Below are 19,343 nucleotides of genomic sequence, written 5' to 3' on the forward strand. Positions count from 1 at the left end.
AGAAGTACTGTCCGCGCAAGAGGTACCACTGTGCACCCGAACGTGGAGCCCGCGCCACCCCATCAGTCCAAGTCGGCCCGGAGTTGGCTAGGCCGAACGGGTGGCATTTGCCGTCTCAGGGGACTTGGGCCGCGATCGACGACACGCACGGTGGTTCCGGCGGTCGTCCCGGTGCGCGCTGGCGGCACGCGTGCGGCGATGCGGGATGGGCAATCGCGTCAAGGGCAACCCATCTGGCGGATTCGACCACGGAGCGCACCTCTGCTTCGGCGTTGGTGCCATTCAGATTACTGACAAACCCCCACGTCCGTTCGGGTCATCCTGCGACGGTGCGTGATCTACCCAGAGTGATCATCATCTGCCACGTGGCAGATCGCCACCTGGCCGTCGGTGCCACTGTGGACACTCCACCCCGGCCGGTCGGAGCACCAGGCCGCGCAACCGGATCGCCACCACCCTGGCCAGTTCGCCGACCGCCGCCGCTCGCTCGACCGCCCGGTCGTTGCCGGAGCGGTGCCGCAGCAGCGCCAACACCTCGTCGCGCCCCAACCCCGCCGCGCACAGCGTGAACGGGTGCCCGACGCGCTGCTCGTAGATCAGCTCGGCGCGCCCGAGGTCCGGCCACCGCTCGCGCACCCGGGGCACCTGGTCGAGCAACGGCAGCACCTCGGCCCAGTCCAGAGTGGCCAGAACGGCGGCGGACACCTCCTCCACCTCGCCCAGCGACCGGAACGGCCGCTGCGCCACCACCTCCCGCGCCCACCTGGCCGACCCGCAGCAGCGCGACAGGTCGGCCACCGCGGCCGCCTCGGCGGCGCCGTTGAGCAGGTCGAGCAGGGACGGCATCCCCCCAGTACACCCCGTCGAGCCCGCGCGGCGATACCCGCGCGCGACCGGACCGGGCCAAAGCGGTCCACCGCGATCGCGTTGCCGCGCTTGGGGTCCGCTGGGATCTGTGCCTTCGGCCGGATGCCCGCTGCCGCTCGCGATCTTGGTGCCCTAGGGTCCGGTCCATGCGTAGGGGAGTCGTGGCGCTCGCGGTGGCGGGCTTGGTCCTGGCGGGATGCGGCAGTTCGAGCACCGACCCGTGGCGGGAGGTGGACATCCCCGCCGCCGCGGGGGACACCACCAGCCAGTGCGGTCCGGTCGGCGTGATGGACGTCCCCGCGGGCTGGCGGGTCGAGGCCCCGAACCACACGTACAAGTCGGGCGCGCTCTACATCAAGTGCGTCATCACGACCGGCAACTCGGCGGACGGCACCATCGAGGTGTACGACTCGACCTCCGACACCGTCCCGTCCCCGCGCCAGGTCATCCAGGACAGCATCAACCCGGCGAACGACCCCACCAACATCGACATCCGCGACACCACCCTCGGCACCGCCAAGGGCGTCGAGGCCACCTGGACCACCGGCTACCAGAACCGCGCCTTCGCCTACCACGTCGAGTCGACCGACCGCACCATGCTCGTCATCGCCACCGGCGCCAAGGCCGAGAAGTACGACGAGGTCCTGCTCCCCGCATACCTGCTGGCCAGGAAGAGCATCCACGACTGAGATCTGCCCTTCACAGCGTCGAAAAGCGACTGCCCGCCACCGGGGTACCGGTGACGGGCAGTCGGAGTGCTGATCAGGCGTAGGTTTCGCCCTTTTCGGACTTCTCCACCAGCGACGCAGGCGGCTGGAAGCGGTCGCCGTAGGCCGCGGCCAGTTCGCGGGCGCGGGCCACGAAGCCAGCCAGGCCGCCGTCGTAGCCGTTGATGTACTGGATGATGCCGCCGGTCCAGGCCGGGAAGCCGATGCCGAAGATGGAGCCGATGTTGGCGTCCGGCACCGTCCGCAGGACGCCCTCGTCGAAGCACTTCACGGTTTCGAGTGCCTCGGCGAACAGCATGCGTTCCTGCATGTCCGCGAACGGGATCTCCGTGCTGCCCGACCCGAACGCCTCGGTCAGGCCGGGCCACAGGCCGGTCCGCTTGCCGTCCGCGTACTCGTAGAAACCGGCCCCCGCCGAGCGGCCCTTGCGGTCGAACTCGACGACCATCCGGTCCAGCACCTCGGTGGCCGGGTGTTCCGGCCAGGTGCCGCCCGCCGCCTCGATGGCCGCGCGGGCCTCATCGCGGATCTTGCGCGGTAGCGTAAGAGTCAGCTCGTCCAGCAGTTGCAGCGGCGGCGCGGGGTACCCGGCCTGCGCACCGGCCTGCTCGATCGACGGGATCGCGATGCCCTCGCCGACCATCGCCAGGGCCTCGTTCATGAACGTGCCGATGACGCGGCTGGTGAAGAAGCCGCGGCTGTCGTTGACCACGATCGGCGTCTTCTTGATCTGCTGCGCGTAGTCGAACGCCCTGGCCAGCGCCGCGTCCGAGGTCTTCGCGCCGACCACGATCTCCAGCAGCGGCATCTTGTCCACCGGGGAGAAGAAGTGCAGGCCGATGAAGTCCTCCTGCCGCTTCACCCCCTCGGCGAGCCCGGTGATCGGCAGCGTCGAGGTGTTCGAGCCCAGCAGCGCGTCCGGCGCCACCAGGTCCTCGATCTCGGCGAACACCTTCTTCTTCAGCTCCGGGCTCTCGAACACGGCCTCCACGACCAGGTCCGCGCCAGCCACGTCGGCGGCGTCCGCGGTCGGCGTGATCCGTGCCAGCACCTCGTCGGCCTTCTCCTGCGTGATCTTGCCGCGCGACACCGCCTTCGCGAGGATGCCCGCCGAGTACGCCTTGCCCTTCTCCGCGCCTTCGAGGGTGACGTCCTTGAGCACGACCTCGATCCCGGCCCGCGCGCTGGAGTACGCGATCCCGGCGCCCATCATCCCGGCGCCGAGCACCGCGACCTTGCGAGCGGTGTAAGAGGGCTGACCGGCCGGGCGGCTGTTGCCCTTGGTGATCGCCTGTAGGTCGAAGAAGAACGCCTGCGTCATGTTCTTCGCGACCTGACCCACGGCCAGGTTCACGAAGTACTGGGTCTCGATCCGCGTCGCCGTGTCGACATCGACCTGTGCGCCCTCGATCGCGGCGGACAGGATGTTGCGCGGCGCGGGCATGGGGGCGCCCTTGAGCTGCTTGCGCAGGTTCGCCGGGAACGCGGGCAGGTTGGCCGCGAACTTCGGGTTCGACGGTGTGCCACCGGGGATCCGGTACCCCTCGACGTCCCACGGCTGCTGCGCGCCCGGGTTCGCCTTCACCCAAGCCTTCGCGGACGACAAGAGCTCCTCCGGCGTCGACACGACCTCGTCGACCAGACCGAGCTCCTTGGCCTTGAGAGGCTTGTGTCGCTGCCCTTGCAGCAAGACGTTGAGCAGCGCGTTCTGGATACCCAGCAGCCGCACGGTCCGGGTAATGCCACCGCCACCCGGCAGCAGACCTAGCGTCACCTCGGGCAGACCGATCTCACTGCCTCTTACGTCCAACGCGATCCGGTGGTGCGTCGCGAGCGCGATCTCGTAGCCGCCACCGAGCGCCGCGCCGTTGATGGCCGCGACCACCGGCTTGCCCAACTGCTCAAGCCTGCGCAGGTAGGACTTCATGGTGTTGACCGTCTTGGTCATCTCGGCGGCGTGCTCGGGACGCGCCTGGATGAGCTGGTTGAGGTCACCGCCCGCGAAGAAGGTCTTCTTGCCCGAGGTGATCACGACGCCGGTGATGCTGTCGCGCTCGGTCTCCAGTCGCTCCACGGCCTCGGCGAACGAGGTGCGGAACAGGTCGTTCATGGTGTTGGCGCCCTGGTTCGGGTCGTCCATCGTCAGCGTGACGATGCCGTCGCCGTCGACGTCCCAGCCGATCATGCTCATGGCTCCTCAGACTCGCTCGATGATGGTCGCGACGCCCATGCCGCCGCCGATGCACAGGGTGACCAGGCCGCGCCGGGCGCCGCGGCGCTCCAGCTCGTCGACCACGGTGCCGGTGATCATCGCGCCGGTCGCGCCGAGCGGGTGGCCCATGGCGATCGCGCCGCCGTTGACGTTGATCTTGTCGTGCGGGATGTCGAGGTCCCGCATGAACTTCAGCACCACCGCGGCGAACGCCTCGTTGAGCTCCCAGACGTCGATGTCGTCCGGGGTCAGGCCCGCCAGGCGCAGCGCCTTCTGCGCGGCGGGGGTGGGGCCGGTGAGCATGATGGTCGGCTCCGCGCCGGTTACTGCTGCCGACACGATCCGCGCGCGCGGGGTCAGCCCGGCGGCAGACCCTGCGGCCTCGTTGCCGATAAGAACCAGGGCGGACCCGTCGACGATGCCGGACGAGTTCGCGGCCGTGTGGACGTGATTGATGCGCTCCACGTGGTGGTACCGCTGCAGGGCCACGGCGTCGAACCCGCCGAAGTCGCCGATGCCCGCGAACGACGGCTTCAGCTTGGCCAGGCTCTCCACGGTCGACTCGGGCCGCATGTGCTCGTCGTGGTCAAGCAGTACGACGCCGTTACGGTCCCGCACCGGTACGACTGACTTGGTGAAGTACCCCGCCGACCATGCGGCCGCCGCCCGACGCTGCGACTCGACAGCGTAAGAGTCGATGTCGTCGCGGGAGAAGCCCTCGGTGGTGGCGATAAGGTCCGCGCTGATGCCCTGCGGGACGAAGTACGTGTCGTAGTTGGTCTCGGGGTCGTTGAACCACGCGCCGCCGTCGGAGCCCATCGGCACCCGCGACATCGACTCCACGCCGCCCGCCACGATCAGCTGGTTCCAGCCGGAGCGGACCTTCTCGGCGGCGATGTTGACCGCTTCCAGGCCCGACGCGCAGAACCGGTCGATCTGCAGGCCCGCGACGCTGTCGGGCAGTCCGGCGGCCAGCGCGGCGCTGCGGGCGATGACCGAGCCCTGGTCGCCGACCGGGGACACGACGCCCAGGACGATGTCGTCGATGGTCGCCGGGTCGAGTTCGGGGTGGCGGGCCGTGAGCTCGTGCAGGAGGCCGACGACCAGCGAGATGGGCTTGACCCCGTGCAAGGAGCCGTTCTGCTTGCCGCGACCGCGCGGCGTGCGGATCGCCTCGTAGATGAAGGCTTCGGTACTCACTCTGCCGATCCTCTCCCGAGCTGACTGGCGCTAATGCCCATTAACATACTCGCCGGTATCAACTGGTTGTCAACGTGCTGGGTTCCGCCTACCGTTGTAACTCCGCTCTCACCCCAGGAGGCTGTCGAGTGACTCGCGGTGTCCAGGGGGACCGACAGGGCGGGCGGCGCAACCGCAAGGCTGAGCTGGCCGCTGCCGCCGCCGAGCTGTTCGGCCGACGCGGGTTCCACGCCGTCGGGGTCAACGACATCGCGGCCGCGGCCGGGGTGACCGGCCCCGCGCTGTACCGCCACTTCCAGAACAAGCAGGACGTCCTCGGGTTCGTCCTGCTCAACGGCATCGATGCCCTGGCGGAGCGCCTCGCGGGCCCGGTCGAGTTGGCCGAGGCGGACCCCGCCGCTGCGCTGCGGCCCCTGCTGGTGACCGCCGCCGAGGTCTCGATCGAGCAACGGGCGCTCACCGCGCTGTGGCGGTGGCAGGGCAGGCACCTGCACCAGGGCGACCAGAAGGAGATCCGCCGCCGGGTGGGCGCACTGCTCGGCCAGTGGATGACCGGCCTGCGCCGGTTGCGCCCGCCGCTCGACGCGGGCGAGGCCGACCTATTGTGCTTCGCCGTACTGAGCGTGTTCGGCAGCGTCGGGGATCACCGGGTGGGGCTACCCGCGCCGGAGTTCGCCTCCCTGTTGGCGTCACTGGCCGAGTCGGTCGTCCGCGCCCCGATCGCCACCGGCTCCGCCGCACCGGCCTGGCGCGGCGGCCCGGCCCAGACCCGCCGCGAGGAACTCCTGACCTCCGCGACCCGCCTCTTCCGCGAACGCGGCTTCCCGTCCGTCAGCATGGAAGACATCGGCGCCGCCACCGGCATCGCGGGTCCTAGCGTCTATAGGCATTTCGCCTCGAAGTCCGACATCCTGCTAGCCGCAAGCCGCCGCATGTCCGACCGCCTGCGATGGGGTCTAGAGGAGTCGCTGAGTAGCGCAGTCGACGCCTCCGACGCCCTAAGACGCCTCGCCCGCTCCTACGTCGACACAGTGATGCGGTCAGACGACCTTATTGCTGTCTATACGACGGAACTGGTGAACCTGCCCGAGCGCGACGCCAAGGAGTTGCGAGCGCTCCAACGGGGCTACGTCGCCGAGTGGGTCCGACTGCTGCAGGAAGCCCGCCCTTCCCTGTCCGAACCAGCCGCCCGCGTCACCGTTCACGCCGCCCTCACGATCGTCAACGACCTACCGCGCACCGGCCGACTCGCCGGACGGCCTTGCCTGGCAGCAGAACTCGCCGGATTGGTCTCGGCCGTACTCGGCGTCTAGTAGGCGTTCGGCAGCCTGGTCCGGTGCTAGGTTCGGATAGTGGTGCGAGAGCTGGCGGTAGCGCCGACGGGTTTGAAGCCGGTCTTGGGTGACAGTGGCTGGCCGGTGCTAGGGCACACGGTGCCGATGTTGCGGCGGGGTGTGGATTACCAGCTAGAGCGGTACAGGAGGTTCGGGCCTGTCTCGTGGGTGAACGTGTTCGGGACGAAGATGGTCGCCGCCGTTGGGCCTGACGCCGCGCGGGAGGTGTTCGTCAACAAGGACAAGGCGTTCTCGCAAGACGGGTGGGCGTTCTTCCTGGAGAAGTTCTTCCCCCGAGGTCTGATGCTCCTCGACTTCGACGAGCACCTGTTCCACCGGCGGTTGATGCAAGAGGCGTTCACCGCTCCACGCATCGACGCTTACACCGCGCGGGTTGCGGAGGTCGTGCGCCGTGAGATCCCCAGGTGGCCCGAGCAGCTTGATGTCTATCCCGCGCTCAAGGCGCTGACGCTGGACGTCGCCGCCGAGGTGTTCATGGGGGAGCCGAGCGACCCGCAGTTGAACGACGCGTTCGTCGGGGTGGTGCGGGCGGGGACCTCGATCGTGCGGTTCCCCGTGCCCGGCGGTCGGTGGGCGGCCGGGATCCGGGGTCGACGGCGGCTGGAGGAGTACTTCCGCGCGGGCGCGAGCCAGGACCGTGTGGGTGATGACCTGTTCACCGCCCTGTGCCACGCGCGCCTGGCGGACGGGTCGGCGTTCAGCCAGGAGGACGTGGTCAACCACATGATCTTCCTGATGATGGCCGCCCACGACACCGCCACCATCACCACCACCGCCGCGCTCTACCACCTCGGCCTGCACCCGGAATGGCAGGAACAGGCCCGCGCCGAGGCCCGCGAGATCGGCCCCGGCCCCCTGTCGACCGCCGACCTGGACCGCCTGGTGGTCCTCGACATGGTCATCCGCGAATCCCTGCGCCTGGTCACCCCGGTCCCGTCCCCCGCCCGCCGCGCCATCGCCGACACCGAGATCCAGGGCCACTTCGTCCCCGCCGGAACCATGGTCACGGTGACCCTCTGGCTTAACCACCTGCTCCCAGAGCTTTGGCCGGACCCGCACACCTTCAACCCACTCCGCTTCGAAACCGACATCCCCCGCTACAACTGGCTCCCTTTCGGCGCGGGCGCCCACAAGTGCATCGGCCTGCGCTTCGGGATGTACGAGGTCAAGACCCTCCTGCACCAGCTACTGCTAACCCGAAGCTGGGCCCTACCCCCGAACTACCGCGTCCGCTGGGACCCGACAGCCCTACCTGTCCCCGTCGACAACCTGCCGATGACGCTCAAGCGCCTACCGTGACTGTTAGCGCTCACGCCACGCAAGCGGCGACACGGTAAGGCTTCTAGGGTGCGAACATGGCGATCGAGGACGAGGTGGCTCGGCTGCGCGTCGTGCTCGATGATCTCCGTGCGGTGCGGGGCGTGTTGCTTGCCGTGGCGACCACGCTGGACGAGATCCTCCAGACGGTCATCGACGTTCTAGGGCGACGAGGACGCACCCGATCGGCGTCACGAACTCCCACGGGGATCGCTACCCGGAACAAGCCACCCCGTACCACGATGGCCTTCCGCCGAGGGTGCGTCGGGCCAGCGGCATGCCCATCGTCGGTTATGTCCAGCTCGACGGTGTCGACATCGGGGAAGTGACCGCTATCCGCACTGATCCCTGGGCGCAGGCCGCTGCCAGGCGGATGACCGACCTCGGGCACCGGCGCGCCCCTCGGTTGTACTTCCACATCGAGATGAAGGCCATCGCCATGATGATCGCCAACGGGACGCGGCACGGGCAGGTCATCATCAATTTTGCCGTCACCTATCACGGGAAGGCAACCAGGTGAGTGATTCGGTCCTGCACCACGGACAGATAGTGATGGATCAGCTCCCGCCGGGGTTCGACTTGGCTGCCGCTGTGCGTGCACGCCATGACGCGGGAGTCGCGATCGGATGGATGTGGGACCTGGTCGCGAGTCGCCCCCCGGCAAGCGTCGATGAGCAGCCCGCGCTCACGGTGGGTGTCAAGGATGGCATCGGCATCCTGGAGTGGAATGACGGCCAAGTGGCTTACGTCCCCGCCGGCGGTACCGGCGCGGACTGGACTGAGTACTGGATCGCTGGGCTGCATCCCGCCGACGTGCCGCCGAATGCCCATGTTCCGCTCGACACGGTGTACGCCGCGATCGTCGAGTTTGTGAGCGTTCGGACTCGGCCTGCCTGCGTCGACTGGGTGGAGGCGGCGACGTTGTTGGCCAGGTTCGAATAGGGCAGGCGCGAGCAGCGGGTGGTACCGGCGATATCGCCGGTACCCGCCGGGGGCCGGTTGCTCAGGCGGCGTTCTCGTACTGGGTGAGGGCATCCTGGACGCTGGTGACAAAGCGGGACAGGGCGCCTGCTTCGATGATCAGGTGGAAGCCGTCGGAGTGGCCGCCGAAGCGGAGTTGGACTTCGGTCCTGGTCACCTCACAGCTGATTTCGGCGCCGGGGCGAATGGTGGCGTAGACATCGATGTCCGGATTGCGCGTCACGGGCGAGACCCTTCACTATTTGCCACGAGCGCGGGCCGTTCCCGCGCCGGTAAGGCGAAGCTAGGGCGTTGCCCACCCTGGCAGAAACACCAAAGGAGGACCGCCGTGCCCAGCGGCACCCACAAACCCGCGTCCCCGAAAGACCGCGCGCTGGGCGCGGAACTCCGCAAGCTCCGCAACGCCGCAGGTCTCAGCCTCGCGGCCGTGTGCGAAGTGATCGACTGGAAGGAGTCAACCCTCAGTCGGGTGGAACGCGGCCAGCGCAGTCTTTCACCCGAAACGGTGATGGCCCTTGCGTTGATCTACAAGATCCCGCATGAGCAACGGGAGAGGTTGATCGCCTGGTCCAAGGAGACTCCCAGCGTCGGCTGGTGGGACCGACCACCCGCTGGTGTTCCGCGTGAACTCGGCGCCTTGGCGGCCTATGAGAGTGAAGCGATTCGCTCGACGGACTGGAGCCCGACGATAATCCCGGGGCTGCTGCAGACGCCCACCTACGCCAAGGCCACCTTGCGCGGCTGGGAGATCGCCGAGCGGGAGATCGCGCCGCGACTGGCCGCGCGGGAGCACAGGCAAGACCTGTTGTCGCGCGGCAACTTCGAGTACACGGCGCTGATCGGGGTTGCTGCTCTCCGCAACTGCCTCTGCGGACAGGCCGCCTTCGCGGAGCAGCTTTCCCACTTGCTGCGGGTGTCTAGGCGGGACAACATCACTCTCCGCATCGTCGAGGAGCCGACAGTCCTGATGGTGTCCGGTTGGTACTTGATGGACTTCGACTACGTCGGATCAGCGTTGCTGATCGAGCACTACGACTCGTCAACCTTTCTCTTCGACCACGAGGTCAAGCCCTACACCGAGGCGAAACGGTGGTTGATCAAGCATGCTTTGTCGGCCGAAGAGAGCAAGGATAGGCTGAAGAGCGAGATCGACCGCCTGCCTCTTGGAGATTGACATGTCCGCTGAACCCCTGCGGTTCAAGAAGTCCAGCCGTTCCGCCGCCAACTCGAACTGCGTAGAGGTAGCCCAGACCCTCGTCCACCTGCGGGACAGCAAGAACCCGACTGGGCCGTCGCTGGTGGCTGACGCCGCCGCGCTGATCAGGTTCGCCAAGACTCGCTAGGAGCGCGCCATGCGGTTCAAGAAGTCCAGCCGGTCTGGCCCACACACGAACTGTGTCGAGGTTGCCCACACGCTGTCCCACCTGCGAGACAGCAAGAACCCGGCAGGGTCATCTCTGTCGGCCGATGCTGCTGCGTTGATCCGGTTCGCCAAGACTCGCTAGGAGCGCGCCGTGCGGTTCAAGAAGTCCACCCGATCCGCCGCCAACTCCGACTGCGTCGAGGTGGGTAGCACCCTCCGCCACCTCCGGGACAGCAAGAACCCCCACGGCCCAGTCCTCACCGCCGACATCGCCGCCCTGGTTCGTCACGTCAGGTGACAAGCGGAATGGGGCTCCCCGCGTGCGGGGAGCCCCATCCGGTGGTGGTGCGTTACTTCAGGTTGGTGTCGACCGCCGTCATCAGGACGCCGGGGTCGCCGGACATCTCCCAGGCCATGATGCCGAGGAGGCGCTTCGACTTGAGCCAGGTGATCTTCTGTTGGATCGACCAGGTGTCGTCGAAGGTCCACCACTGGCCGTTGGTGCCGCCGGTGTGGCAGGCGGTGGCTATAGAGGCCGTGTCGTGGTAGATCGTGCAGTTGGGGACGCTCGCGAGCAGGTTGCTGTACCCGCGTGTGCCCGCCTCTTCGGCGAACTGGCCGGGAGCGGCGCCTGTCGCCGACTGCCACTCGCCCTTCTTGCCGTTGTCGGGCACGCCCTGCCAGCCTCGGCCGTAGAACGCTAGACCCAACGTCAGCTTGCGTGGGTTCGCGCCCTTGTCGGTGTAAGCCTTGATGGCGCCTTCGACGCTGAACTTGTTGTTGTACGGGTCGTCCGCGTCCGGGTACAGGTTGCCCTGGTGGCCGGTGCGGTTGGGCTCCCACGAGTTGTCGCTACCGGAGCCGTGGAAGTCGTAGCCCTGCACGTTCGCGACGTCGAGGTAGTCGAAGATCTTCGGGACGTCCCAGCCTGCCTCGACCTTGCCGGGGTCGGCGGGGGTGAACGCCTGGAGCTCGTACCTCTTACCCGTGGTCTTGCTCTTGGCGTCGAGCTGCTCGCGGAACTCCTTGAGCAGCGCGGTCAGGTTGTTCTTGTCGTTGGGCGACCAGTGGTTGCCCGGGTGACCGTCAGCGCTACCGGGCCACTCCCAGTCGATGTCGATGCCGTCGAAGATGCCCGCCGCGGTGCCGGGGCCACCCGCGCCGCCGTATGCCTTGATGTTGCCGTTGATGTACGTGTCGATGCACGAGGACACGAACTTCTTACGGGAAGCATCGGTGGCGGCGACGTCGGAGAAGTACTTCGAGTAGGTCCACCCGCCGAGGGAGATCAGGATCTTGATGTTCGGGTACTTCACCTTGAGCTTCTTGAGCTGGTTGAAGTTACCGCGCAACGTCTCCCAACCGGTGTCGCCGACGCCGTCGACGGACTGGCCCGCGGCGAACGGCCGCGAGTAGTCGGCCTCGGCGTCGCCCGCGCCGTCACCCTGGCTCGGGTCCTGCGGGTTGGCCGTCGTGCCCTTGGTGACCCCGGTGAGGCAGGTGAGGTTGACCGGGTCGATGTTGCCGAACGCGTAGAGCAGGTGGGTCAGCTTCGCCGCTGCCCCGTTGGTGACGAGGTTCTTGACGAAGAACTGCCTGCCGTAGATGCCCCACTGCACGAAGTACCCGACGCGGGCGTACCCGTCGACGATGTCCTTCGTGGTAGCGGAAACAGCCGCGCTCTGAGCCGACGCGTTGTCGTAACTGTCGCGCGCCCGCACCGTGAAGCTGTAGGCGGTAGAGGGCGACAGACCGGTCACCTTGGCCGTGGTGGTGGTGGCCGTGGGGCCCGCTGCGCCGTTGACGAAGATGTCGTAGGCGACAACGCCGGTGTTGTCCGTAGAGGCATTCCAGGCGAGGGTGACGCTGCCTGAGTCGGTCGCGGTGGAGCGCAGACCGGTGGGCACGGTAGGAGCCTGGGTGTCGTCGGACGGGTTGCTGGTGGTCACGGTCAACGGCGCGCTAGCGGCCGACGAGAGACCGTTGGTGTCCTTCGCCTTCACGGTGAACGTGTAGGCCGTGTTCGGCGTGAGGTCCTTGACGTTCGCCGTCAGGTCCGGCGTGGTGGCGACAAGGGCGGTGCCCTGGTACAGCTCGTAGTTCGCGACCGGCAGCGAGCCGATCACCGAGGCGTCCCAGGCAAGGGTGATGGTCTTGGTCGTCTTCACCGTCGCGCGCAGGTTGGCCGGGGGTGCGGGCGGTGTGTCGGGGGTGCCATCGCAGTTGCCGTTGTCGACGCGGCACTTGCCGGGGGTCGCGGCCGCGCTGAGGCGGAACGACGGGCTGTACGGGTACGTCGAGCGACCCGGCTGGATCGTGTTGATGTAGTAGGCGGGGGTAAGCGTGACCCGAGTACCGGTCTGGCTCACGGTGGCGTTGGCATTGGCGGTCGCGGTGACACCAGCAGGCAGCTCGAACTGGATGGACCAACCGGTGACGGCAGCACTACCGGAGTTGGTGACGGTGTACTCGCCACTGGTCCCGGTCAGCACAAGAGCAGCGCGCAGCGAACCCGCCGCCGAGGCCGGTTGGTTCACGACGATCAGTGCGGTGGCGGCTAGCAGGAGGCTCACCGCCGCGGTGGACAAACGACGAAGGGTGCGTCTCATGGGGATGGCTCCAGGGGATGACGGAGTAGGCCCTGTGTGGTCTAGACCACACTCGAATCTAGCGGGTGGATCGGTTTAGGTCTAGACCAATGGTCCGGCGGAATTCACCAGTTGACCCTGGTCGCGCTCCCCGTCCCCGGCCCGCTCCGAATTCGGCGCCTGCTCGCTTGTCCGCCCGGGTTGTCCACAACCTCCGCGGTTGTCCACAGAATCGGCGCATCCGCTGTCCGCCCAGCTCAGCGCTCGATACGTTCGTGGTGTGACTCGAACCAGTGGGAACGCCCCCGATAAGTGGCAACGCGCCGATGACCCCTCGAATCCGACCATTCGGACCTCGACCGCCAAATTCCGCACCCGACTACCTCGACGACGCGGGGTAGTGGACCTCTTACCGCCATGACCACATCTGGGGCGCCCATGGTCCAGCGGCGGTGCGAGAAGTCCGCACCGCCGCCGGCGGGAGTGGCTCAACTGGCAATCGGTGCCGCCCGCGTGCGGACCTGGGGGCAGACCGCACACGCGGCGGGGCCTTCCTGGGACCACCAGCGGCAGGTGTCGCGGATGCCGCAGTGGGGGAGGTTCTCGACTGAGTGACTCGGGTCCGCTGGAGCGCGGTGGCCGCCCGATGAGTTGCTCGACGCTGGGGTGTCCGGGGTCGGGTAGGTGTCGTGGGCGGCGTCGAGGGCGCGGCAGGTGCCGTCCCAGAAGGCGCAGCCCTTGGTGGCGCACGGGGTCGCGAAGCGGTAGCGGGACTCCAGCGGTGCGCCCGGGTGGGATTGGTCGACTTGGGATTGGAGGTGGGTGCGCAGCGAGGGAGTGAGGGTCGGGCCGTGCGGGGTGAACACGACCCGGCCGCCGGGGCCCATGATGCCGAGCAGGGTGGCGCCTGGGGTGGCCTGCCCGCTCGGGCAGGTGTGGGTCACTGCTCCCGCTTGCCCAGGTAACCCTGCACCTGCTCCGCCAACTCGAGCGCGCGCGGCCCTGCGAGCAGGTAGCGCCCGATCAGCTCCCACTTGCGCAGCCGGGTGCCGCCGAACTCGAGGTAGGGCACGTCGCGCCCGATCACCCGGTCGACGGCGGCCGTCCCCGCCTCGGCCACCGCCTGGGCGATCAGCGCCTGCTGCGACTCGGACAACTCCAGACCGTCGACAACGAACTTGAACTCGGTCGCCATCGGGGGGCTCCTTCCCGAAAGGGGGTTTTCCCGGTTCGTCGCGACGGCCGGAGCGGGTGTGATGGCCAGGTGCGCAGCCCTGCCCCTTTGGGCAATGCCTATCTGGGCAAGGGGGAAGGCGAGAAAGCGACCAGGTTCTGTCAGGCGTGACGAGGGGGTGGCGGCAGTACGGTGGACGGGCATGCGCGACACCGGCTGGGGAGGTCTTTGTGAGCGAGGAATTGCCGCCGTACCTGGGTGTGCTCGTGGTCGATGCCGAGCGGTACGGGTCGAACAGTGATCCGGGGCAGCAGAAGCTGGCCGAGGCGATTCCCGAGGTGGTGCGGGTCGCGTTCGCGGACAGTGGGCTTGAGCACGTCTGGGATGGGCGACTGTTCCCCCAGGACACCGGTGACGGGCTGGGGCTCGGGTTCGACAGCAGGCACCTGCCCGCCGTCACCGAGTCGGTGTTCGGGGCGTTGCAGGAGGCGCTGGTGGCCAGGGATGTGTGGATGCGCAAGGTCCACCGCGGGCTGCGGCTCCGGCTGCGGGCGGCGCTGCACGTCGGGCCGGTCCGGCCGCTCGGGGGTGGTCGGGCGTTGGTCACCGCGCACCGACTGCTCGACGCCGCCCCGCTGCGCGACGCCCTCACGCGTTCGGATGAGGACCGCACCTTCCTCGCCGCCCTCATCTCCGACCGCGTCCACGACGACATCATCGACGCCGGGTACGCCACCCTCCCGACCGCCGCGATCCCGGTGCACATCAAGGAATACCGCGCCACCGCCCACCTCCACGTCCCCACCCCCAGCGGCGACCTCCTCACCACCGGCCTGGTCCCCGCACCCACCGCGTCCCCCACCCCCGACACCCCACCCACCTCCCACCCCGACACCCCCGGCTCCGTCCACAACTCCATCTCCGGCACCCACAGCGGCACCGCCATCCAGGTAGGCCACCTCCACGGCGGCCTCACCAACCGCTGACCCACCCCAGCCGTCCCGGAATCAGGTGCCGTCACGGCGGGACACCGCGATCGCTGACCTGCCCGCCCGGTCCGGAGCCAGGCGCCGTCACGGCGGACCGCCGCGACCGCTGCCACCTTCGGGCGCGATGGCACCAGGCAAACGCCCACACTGTCGGCGACGCCAATCACCCGTCTGCCGCCGTCGAGCGCGCCTACCACCCCGCCTGCCGCCGTCGAGCGCGCCTACCACCCCGCCTGTCGCGTCGAGCGCGCCTACCACCCCGCCTGTCGCGTCGAGCGCGCCAATCACCCGCCCGCCGCCGGATCGCGGCGGGGAAGAGCAGCCCGCCGTCGCCGAATCCTGGCTTGTGTGGCTTGCCGCGCGGCGCTCGCCGAGAGGTGCGGCCGAATGGATGATCTTCAGGATCACCCCGTCTGCCGTCGATTCCCGGGTTGTTCTCGCGCGTGACTGTTTGTTGTCGTTGAGGTCGGCGAGTCACCGAGTGGTTTCTGCAGGTAACCGGTTTCCGCCAGGGGCGTTGATTCTGCGGTTGGCACCGGCAGAGGTGCCGGAATCGGCCATGCTGGTGGGTTTTGTCCGGTTTTCGGTGACTGGGCGCGTCAGGGGCTTCGGGGCTGGTGAATTCCCATCACACAACGGGATTCGTGGCCAAACGTGCCGGGTGGAGTAATTTTGGTGACTTGGGGGTTCAGGCGAAACGTTGGCGGGGGTGGGGCGATGTAAGCGACGCCGGCGTGGTCGGTCTTGAACTGCGGTCGAGGACGTGACATGGGATTTCTCCGCCCCCGTCGGGCGCGTGTGCTGGTGAGCGCGCTCCTGGCATTGGTGCTGGTCGCGCTGGGTCTGCCCGGTTACGCGGCCGCTGTGGCTCCCGCGTTCGTGCAGAAGGTGAGCGCCAGGGCGATCGCGGCGAGCAAGGCCGTGACGCTGCCGGGCAACGTGACCGCCGGGAACCGGATCGTCGTGCAGGTGGGCGTCTGGAGCAGCGGTAACGCCACCGCCAAGACCGTCAAGGACGCCGCGAACAACACCTACACCAAGCTCACCGCCGTCACCGCGTCCGACGGCACCGAGTTGAGCGTGTGGAGCGCGCCGGTCGTGAACGGCGGCGGCACCAAGCCCGCCATCACCGTCACCGCGACCGCGAAGGCCGACCTCGGGATCGCGGCCGTCGAGTACTCCGGCCTGTCCCAGGTCGCCGACGCCACCGTGGTGGACCAGAAGTCGCAGGCCACCGGGACCAGCACCGTCGCGGGTGTCGTCACCTCCGGCCCCACGCCGGTCACCACCGGTGACGGGCTCGCGCTCGGCTTCTACGCCGACTCCGGTTTCGGCAAGACCCTCGCCGCGGGTGCCGGGTTCACCGAGCGGGTCAACGTCTCGCCGACCTCGGACATGGAGTTCGTGCTCGAAGACAGGCCCGTCGGCATCGGTGAGCAGCCGAGCGCGGGTGTGTCGACCGGTGCGGGAGTGCCGTGGTCGGTGGTCACCATCGTCTTCAAGGCAGCGCAGGGCGGCGGCAATGGCCCTACCGCGCCCGGTTCCCCCACCTCCGTCACCGCGCAGGCAGGCAACGCGAGCGCGACCGTGAACTGGACTGTCCCGCCCAACGGCGGTAGCCCCATCACTTCCCTCGCCGTCACCCCTTACGCGAACGGCGTCGCGCAGGCACCCATCGTCATCAGCGGTGCGGTGGCCACGCTCGCCGTGCCGGGTCTGACCAACGGCACCTCTTACACGTTCACCGTCACGGCCACGAACACCATCGGCACCAGCGCGCCGTCCGCCCTGTCCAACGCCGTCACGCCTACCGCGTCCCCTCAGGGCCAGTGGGCGCCCGCGATGACCTGGCCGTTCGTCGCCGTGCACATGGTCGCGTTGAACAACGGCAAGTACTTGCTGTGGGACGGCTGGCACCAGCCCGAGCCGACCTACCTGTGGGACCCGGCCACCAACACCTTCACCACGATCATGGCGCCGGACAGCATCTTCTGCGCCGCCAACGCCCACCTGCCCGACGGCCGCGTGCTCGTCGTGGGCGGTTACGGCGTGGTCTCCACCGGTGAGCTCGGCATCAAGGACACCACCATCTTCGATCCGGCCTCCAACACCTGGAGCCGCGGCGCGGACATGCACTACCCCCGGTGGTACCCGAGCGTGACAGAGCTACCTGACGGCCGTTACGTCACCATCAGCGGTAACACCTCTGACGCCTACACCTGGGCGGAGCACCCAGAGGTCTACGACCCGGCGAACAACACCTGGACCGTCCTGTCCAATGTGAACACCTCGCAGATCCACGAGGTCGAGTACCCCTTCGCCTACCTGGCCCCCAACGGCAAGGTGTTCACGATGGGGCCCTCCGAGGACGTCTCCTACTGGCTCGACGTCAACAACCAGACCTGGACCCCGGTCGGCGCCAGCGGCGTCATCAACGGCTCGTCGACCATGTACCGGCCGGGCAAGATCCTCTACAGCGGCGGCTCCACCACGGTCTCCGACGGCGCCCCCGCGATGGCCAACACCTCGGTCATCGACCTGACCGCGCCGACCGCGGCGTGGCGGCAGACCGCGCCGATGAAGACCGCGCGCGACTTCCACACGCTGACCACCCTCGCCGACGGCAAGGTGCTCGCGGTCGGCGGCGCCCCGTCGAGCGACCAGAGCAAGCTCAACACCAACATCCTGACCACCGAGATCTGGGACCCGGCGACCGAGCAGTGGTCGACCGCCGCGTCGATGTCGGTGCCGCGCCAGTACCACCAGACCGCGCTGCTGATGGCCGACGGCCGGGTGCTCGTCGCGGGCGGCGGCCACCACATCAGCGCCACGGTGCCCGGCCAGTTCTCGGCGGAGATCTACTCGCCGCCGTACCTGTTCAACGGCGCCCGCCCCACCGTCACCGCCGCGCCCGCGAGCACCGCGTACGCGCAGACCATCTCGGTGTCCACCCCGGACTCGGCGGACATCAGCGCGGTCAACCTGGTCTCGATGGGCGCCAACACCCACCAGAGCGACATGGACCAGCGGTTCGTCCCGCTGCAGTTCACCAAGGGTGTCGGCAAGCTGGACATCCAGACCCCGGCCGGGGCGACCCTGGCACCGCCGGGTGATTACATGTTGTTCGTGGTGAACTCGGCTGGCGTGCCGTCGGTGGCCAAGACGGTGCGGATCCTGCCGTCGATCACCGCCCCCTCGGCCCCGTCCGCGGTGGCCGCCGTGGCGAGCAACGCCTCGGCGACGGTCACCTGGTCCGCGCCCGGCGACGGCGGCAACGCCATCACCGGCTACACCGTCACCCCGTACATCGGCTCGACCCCGCAGACCCCGGTCGCCGTGACCGGCACGTCCGCACAGGTCACCGGCCTGACCAACGGCACCTCTTACACCTTCCGCGTCACCGCGACCAACGCGATCGGTACTAGCGCCCCGTCGACCCCGTCGAACGCGGTAACCCCCTCGGCGACTCCTATCCCCGGCTACGTCCAGCAGGTCACCGGGCGCGGTCCCGGCGCGGAGCGGGCCGTCACCACGCCGTCCGCGGTGCAGGTCGGGGACCGGATCGTGGTCCAGGTCGGCGTGTGGAACACGGTGGGCTCGCGGGCGACCGGCGTGCGCGACTCGGCCGGGAACGTCTACACCAAGATCTCCAGCACCGTCGCGACCGACAACACCGAGCAGAGCATCTGGACCGCCCCCATCACCTCCGGTGGCGGGCAGAAGCTGACGGTGACCGCGTCGGCCTCGGCGTCGGCCGACATCGGGGTCGGTGTCGTCGAGTACTCCGGCCTCTCGCTGGCCGCCGGGCTCGGCGCGGTGGACACGACCGTGTCCAACAAGGGCACCACCGCGGTCGCGTCCTCCGGGCAGACCGCGGCCGTCACCGACGACAACCACCTGGCGGTCGGCTTCTACGTCGACTCCGGGTTCTCCAGGAACCTGACCGCGGGCGCCGGGTTCACCCCGCGGCTCAACTCCTCGCCCGCCGGTGACATGGAGATGCTCATCGAGGACCAGCTCGTCGTGCTCGGCGCCCGACCCAACGCGACGGTCAACACGGTGGCCAACACGCCGTGGATGGTCACCACCGTCGTGTTCAAGCACGGCTGATGGACACCGACGTCACTCCGGGGACCCGGCCGTCGCCAGTGCGGCGGCCGGGGGTCCTGGCCGGGGCGGCCGTCGCGGTCGCCGCTGTGGTCGGCGCCCAGTTCTGGCTGTTCGGCACCGCCGACGACACCCCGGCCGCCGCCGTCGACGGGTACTTCAAGGCCGCCATCGACGAGGACTGCCCGGCGGCGTTCGACCTGCTGACCGACCCCGTGCGGGGCAGCTACGGCACCGTCGAGCGGTTGTGCGAGCGGGCGAGGGCGGACACCATGGTCTCGTTCCAGGTGGGTGACACGGTCACCACGCCGGAGGGCGCGAAGGTCACGGTGACCCTGGTCCGACCCAACCTGACCCTGGTCGACGCGGTGACGATGGTCCAGGTCGACGGGAAGTGGAAGATCGCGTCGTTCGAGGTGCTGTCGTCGGACCGGGGCCACGGCCGCCCCTGACCGGGTGGTT

Annotated in this window: 19 protein-coding genes; 12 read left to right on the forward strand and 7 right to left on the reverse strand. The window is 68.6% G+C overall.

What is annotated here, in order from left to right; genetic code table 11:
* Positions 1–354 precede the first annotated feature (354 nt).
* Positions 355–846 carry a 2-oxo-4-hydroxy-4-carboxy-5-ureidoimidazoline decarboxylase gene (locus CLV68_RS11305; protein ID WP_121390301.1) on the reverse strand — a complete coding sequence of 164 codons (492 nt, stop codon included), beginning with the start codon at positions 844–846 and terminating at the stop codon, positions 355–357.
* 167 nt (positions 847–1,013) lie between these two features.
* On the opposite strand from CLV68_RS11305, the gene CLV68_RS11310 reads away from it, so the two are divergent.
* A complete protein-coding gene (locus CLV68_RS11310) occupies positions 1,014–1,556 on the forward strand; it encodes a lipoprotein (RefSeq protein WP_147459941.1) in 543 nt (180 codons plus the stop codon).
* Positions 1,557–1,629: 73 nt separating this feature from the next.
* On the opposite strand, the gene CLV68_RS11315 is transcribed toward CLV68_RS11310, so the two are convergent.
* Entirely contained in the window at positions 1,630–3,780 is a 2,151-nt protein-coding gene (locus tag CLV68_RS11315; protein ID WP_425454847.1) for a 3-hydroxyacyl-CoA dehydrogenase NAD-binding domain-containing protein, read from the reverse strand.
* Between the two features lie 12 nt (positions 3,781–3,792).
* A complete protein-coding gene (locus CLV68_RS11320) occupies positions 3,793–5,007 on the reverse strand; it encodes an acetyl-CoA C-acetyltransferase (protein ID WP_121390304.1) in 1,215 nt (404 codons plus the stop codon).
* Between the two features lie 128 nt (positions 5,008–5,135).
* On the opposite strand from CLV68_RS11320, the gene CLV68_RS11325 reads away from it, so the two are divergent.
* The 4 genes from CLV68_RS11325 to CLV68_RS11340 all read left to right on the forward strand — a co-directional run bounded on the left by CLV68_RS11325 (position 5,136) and on the right by CLV68_RS11340 (position 8,621).
* Positions 5,136–6,320: a TetR/AcrR family transcriptional regulator gene (locus CLV68_RS11325; protein ID WP_121390305.1), complete on the forward strand. Its 1,185-nt coding sequence runs from the start codon at positions 5,136–5,138 to the stop codon at positions 6,318–6,320.
* 105 nt (positions 6,321–6,425) lie between these two features.
* Positions 6,426–7,661, forward strand: coding sequence for a cytochrome P450 (locus tag CLV68_RS11330; RefSeq protein ID WP_211346467.1), 1,236 nt, complete (start codon positions 6,426–6,428; stop codon positions 7,659–7,661).
* A gap of 295 nt (positions 7,662–7,956) precedes the next feature.
* The gene (locus CLV68_RS11335) at positions 7,957–8,199 is read left to right on the forward strand and encodes a hypothetical protein (protein ID WP_121390306.1); all 243 of its coding nucleotides are present in this window, start codon (positions 7,957–7,959) and stop codon (positions 8,197–8,199) included.
* Positions 8,196–8,621, forward strand: a complete 426-nt coding sequence (locus CLV68_RS11340) for an Imm1 family immunity protein (protein ID WP_121390307.1) — start codon at positions 8,196–8,198, stop codon at positions 8,619–8,621. The genes CLV68_RS11335 and CLV68_RS11340 overlap by 4 nt, the downstream gene beginning before the upstream one ends.
* A 61-nt stretch (positions 8,622–8,682) precedes the next feature.
* Here the strand turns inward: CLV68_RS11340 and CLV68_RS33800 are convergent, their stop codons facing one another.
* Positions 8,683–8,883 carry a hypothetical protein gene (locus CLV68_RS33800; protein WP_170224217.1) on the reverse strand — a complete coding sequence of 67 codons (201 nt, stop codon included), beginning with the start codon at positions 8,881–8,883 and terminating at the stop codon, positions 8,683–8,685.
* A gap of 105 nt (positions 8,884–8,988) precedes the next feature.
* Between CLV68_RS33800 and CLV68_RS11345 the strand changes: the two genes are divergently transcribed.
* From CLV68_RS11345 to CLV68_RS11360, 4 genes are read left to right on the forward strand one after another with little or no spacing between them, the layout of a single operon-like run.
* Complete coding sequence (locus tag CLV68_RS11345) at positions 8,989–9,834, forward strand: helix-turn-helix domain-containing protein (protein WP_170224220.1); 846 nt, start codon at positions 8,989–8,991, stop codon at positions 9,832–9,834.
* A gap of 1 nt (position 9,835) precedes the next feature.
* Positions 9,836–10,003 carry a DUF397 domain-containing protein gene (locus CLV68_RS11350; protein ID WP_121390309.1) on the forward strand — a complete coding sequence of 56 codons (168 nt, stop codon included), beginning with the start codon at positions 9,836–9,838 and terminating at the stop codon, positions 10,001–10,003.
* Positions 10,004–10,012: 9 nt separating this feature from the next.
* The gene (locus CLV68_RS11355) at positions 10,013–10,165 is read left to right on the forward strand and encodes a DUF397 domain-containing protein (RefSeq protein ID WP_121390310.1); all 153 of its coding nucleotides are present in this window, start codon (positions 10,013–10,015) and stop codon (positions 10,163–10,165) included.
* A gap of 9 nt (positions 10,166–10,174) precedes the next feature.
* On the forward strand, positions 10,175–10,321 hold the full coding sequence (locus tag CLV68_RS11360) for a DUF397 domain-containing protein (RefSeq protein WP_121390311.1): 147 nt from the start codon (positions 10,175–10,177) through the stop codon (positions 10,319–10,321).
* A gap of 52 nt (positions 10,322–10,373) precedes the next feature.
* Here CLV68_RS11360 and CLV68_RS11365 read toward each other — a convergent pair whose 3' ends face one another.
* The 3 genes from CLV68_RS11365 to CLV68_RS11375 all read right to left on the reverse strand — a co-directional run bounded on the left by CLV68_RS11365 (position 10,374) and on the right by CLV68_RS11375 (position 13,806).
* A complete protein-coding gene (locus CLV68_RS11365) occupies positions 10,374–12,632 on the reverse strand; it encodes a glycosyl hydrolase family 18 protein (RefSeq protein ID WP_121390312.1) in 2,259 nt (752 codons plus the stop codon).
* Positions 12,633–13,099: 467 nt separating this feature from the next.
* A complete protein-coding gene (locus tag CLV68_RS11370) occupies positions 13,100–13,555 on the reverse strand; it encodes a hypothetical protein (RefSeq protein ID WP_121390313.1) in 456 nt (151 codons plus the stop codon).
* A complete protein-coding gene (locus tag CLV68_RS11375; protein ID WP_121390314.1) occupies positions 13,552–13,806 on the reverse strand; it encodes a hypothetical protein in 255 nt (84 codons plus the stop codon). Before CLV68_RS11375 ends, CLV68_RS11370 begins: the two co-directional genes overlap by 4 nt.
* Positions 13,807–14,015: 209 nt before the next feature.
* Here CLV68_RS11375 and CLV68_RS11380 point away from each other — a divergent pair, with 209 nt between their 5' ends.
* The 3 genes from CLV68_RS11380 to CLV68_RS11390 all read left to right on the forward strand — a co-directional run bounded on the left by CLV68_RS11380 (position 14,016) and on the right by CLV68_RS11390 (position 19,333).
* A complete protein-coding gene (locus CLV68_RS11380) occupies positions 14,016–14,771 on the forward strand; it encodes a hypothetical protein (RefSeq protein ID WP_121390315.1) in 756 nt (251 codons plus the stop codon).
* 807 nt (positions 14,772–15,578) lie between these two features.
* Positions 15,579–18,884, forward strand: a complete 3,306-nt coding sequence (locus CLV68_RS11385) for a galactose oxidase-like domain-containing protein (protein ID WP_147459942.1) — start codon at positions 15,579–15,581, stop codon at positions 18,882–18,884.
* The gene (locus CLV68_RS11390) at positions 18,884–19,333 is read left to right on the forward strand and encodes an MTB12 C-terminal domain-containing protein (RefSeq protein WP_121390317.1); all 450 of its coding nucleotides are present in this window, start codon (positions 18,884–18,886) and stop codon (positions 19,331–19,333) included. Before CLV68_RS11385 ends, CLV68_RS11390 begins: the two co-directional genes overlap by 1 nt.
* Positions 19,334–19,343 lie beyond the last annotated feature (10 nt).

This window comes from Actinokineospora cianjurensis, assembly GCF_003663795.1.
Taxonomy (GTDB): domain Bacteria; phylum Actinomycetota; class Actinomycetes; order Mycobacteriales; family Pseudonocardiaceae; genus Actinokineospora; species Actinokineospora terrae.

Excerpts from the sequence above, each read along its gene's own strand:
- CLV68_RS11305 (WP_121390301.1), bottom strand. The coding sequence starts at position 846 with ATGCCGTCCCTGCTCGACCTGCTCAACGGCGCCGCCGAGGCGGCCGCG.
- CLV68_RS11390 (WP_121390317.1), top strand. The coding sequence starts at position 18,884 with ATGGACACCGACGTCACTCCGGGGACCCGGCCGTCGCCAGTGCGGCGG.
- CLV68_RS11350 (WP_121390309.1), top strand. The coding sequence starts at position 9,836 with ATGTCCGCTGAACCCCTGCGGTTCAAGAAGTCCAGCCGTTCCGCCGCC.
- CLV68_RS11315 (WP_425454847.1), bottom strand. The coding sequence starts at position 3,780 with ATGATCGGCTGGGACGTCGACGGCGACGGCATCGTCACGCTGACGATG.
- CLV68_RS11355 (WP_121390310.1), top strand. The coding sequence starts at position 10,013 with ATGCGGTTCAAGAAGTCCAGCCGGTCTGGCCCACACACGAACTGTGTC.
- CLV68_RS11310 (WP_147459941.1), top strand. The coding sequence starts at position 1,014 with ATGCGTAGGGGAGTCGTGGCGCTCGCGGTGGCGGGCTTGGTCCTGGCG.
- CLV68_RS11365 (WP_121390312.1), bottom strand. The coding sequence starts at position 12,632 with ATGAGACGCACCCTTCGTCGTTTGTCCACCGCGGCGGTGAGCCTCCTG.
- CLV68_RS11375 (WP_121390314.1), bottom strand. The coding sequence starts at position 13,806 with ATGGCGACCGAGTTCAAGTTCGTTGTCGACGGTCTGGAGTTGTCCGAG.
- CLV68_RS11335 (WP_121390306.1), top strand. The coding sequence starts at position 7,957 with ATGCCCATCGTCGGTTATGTCCAGCTCGACGGTGTCGACATCGGGGAA.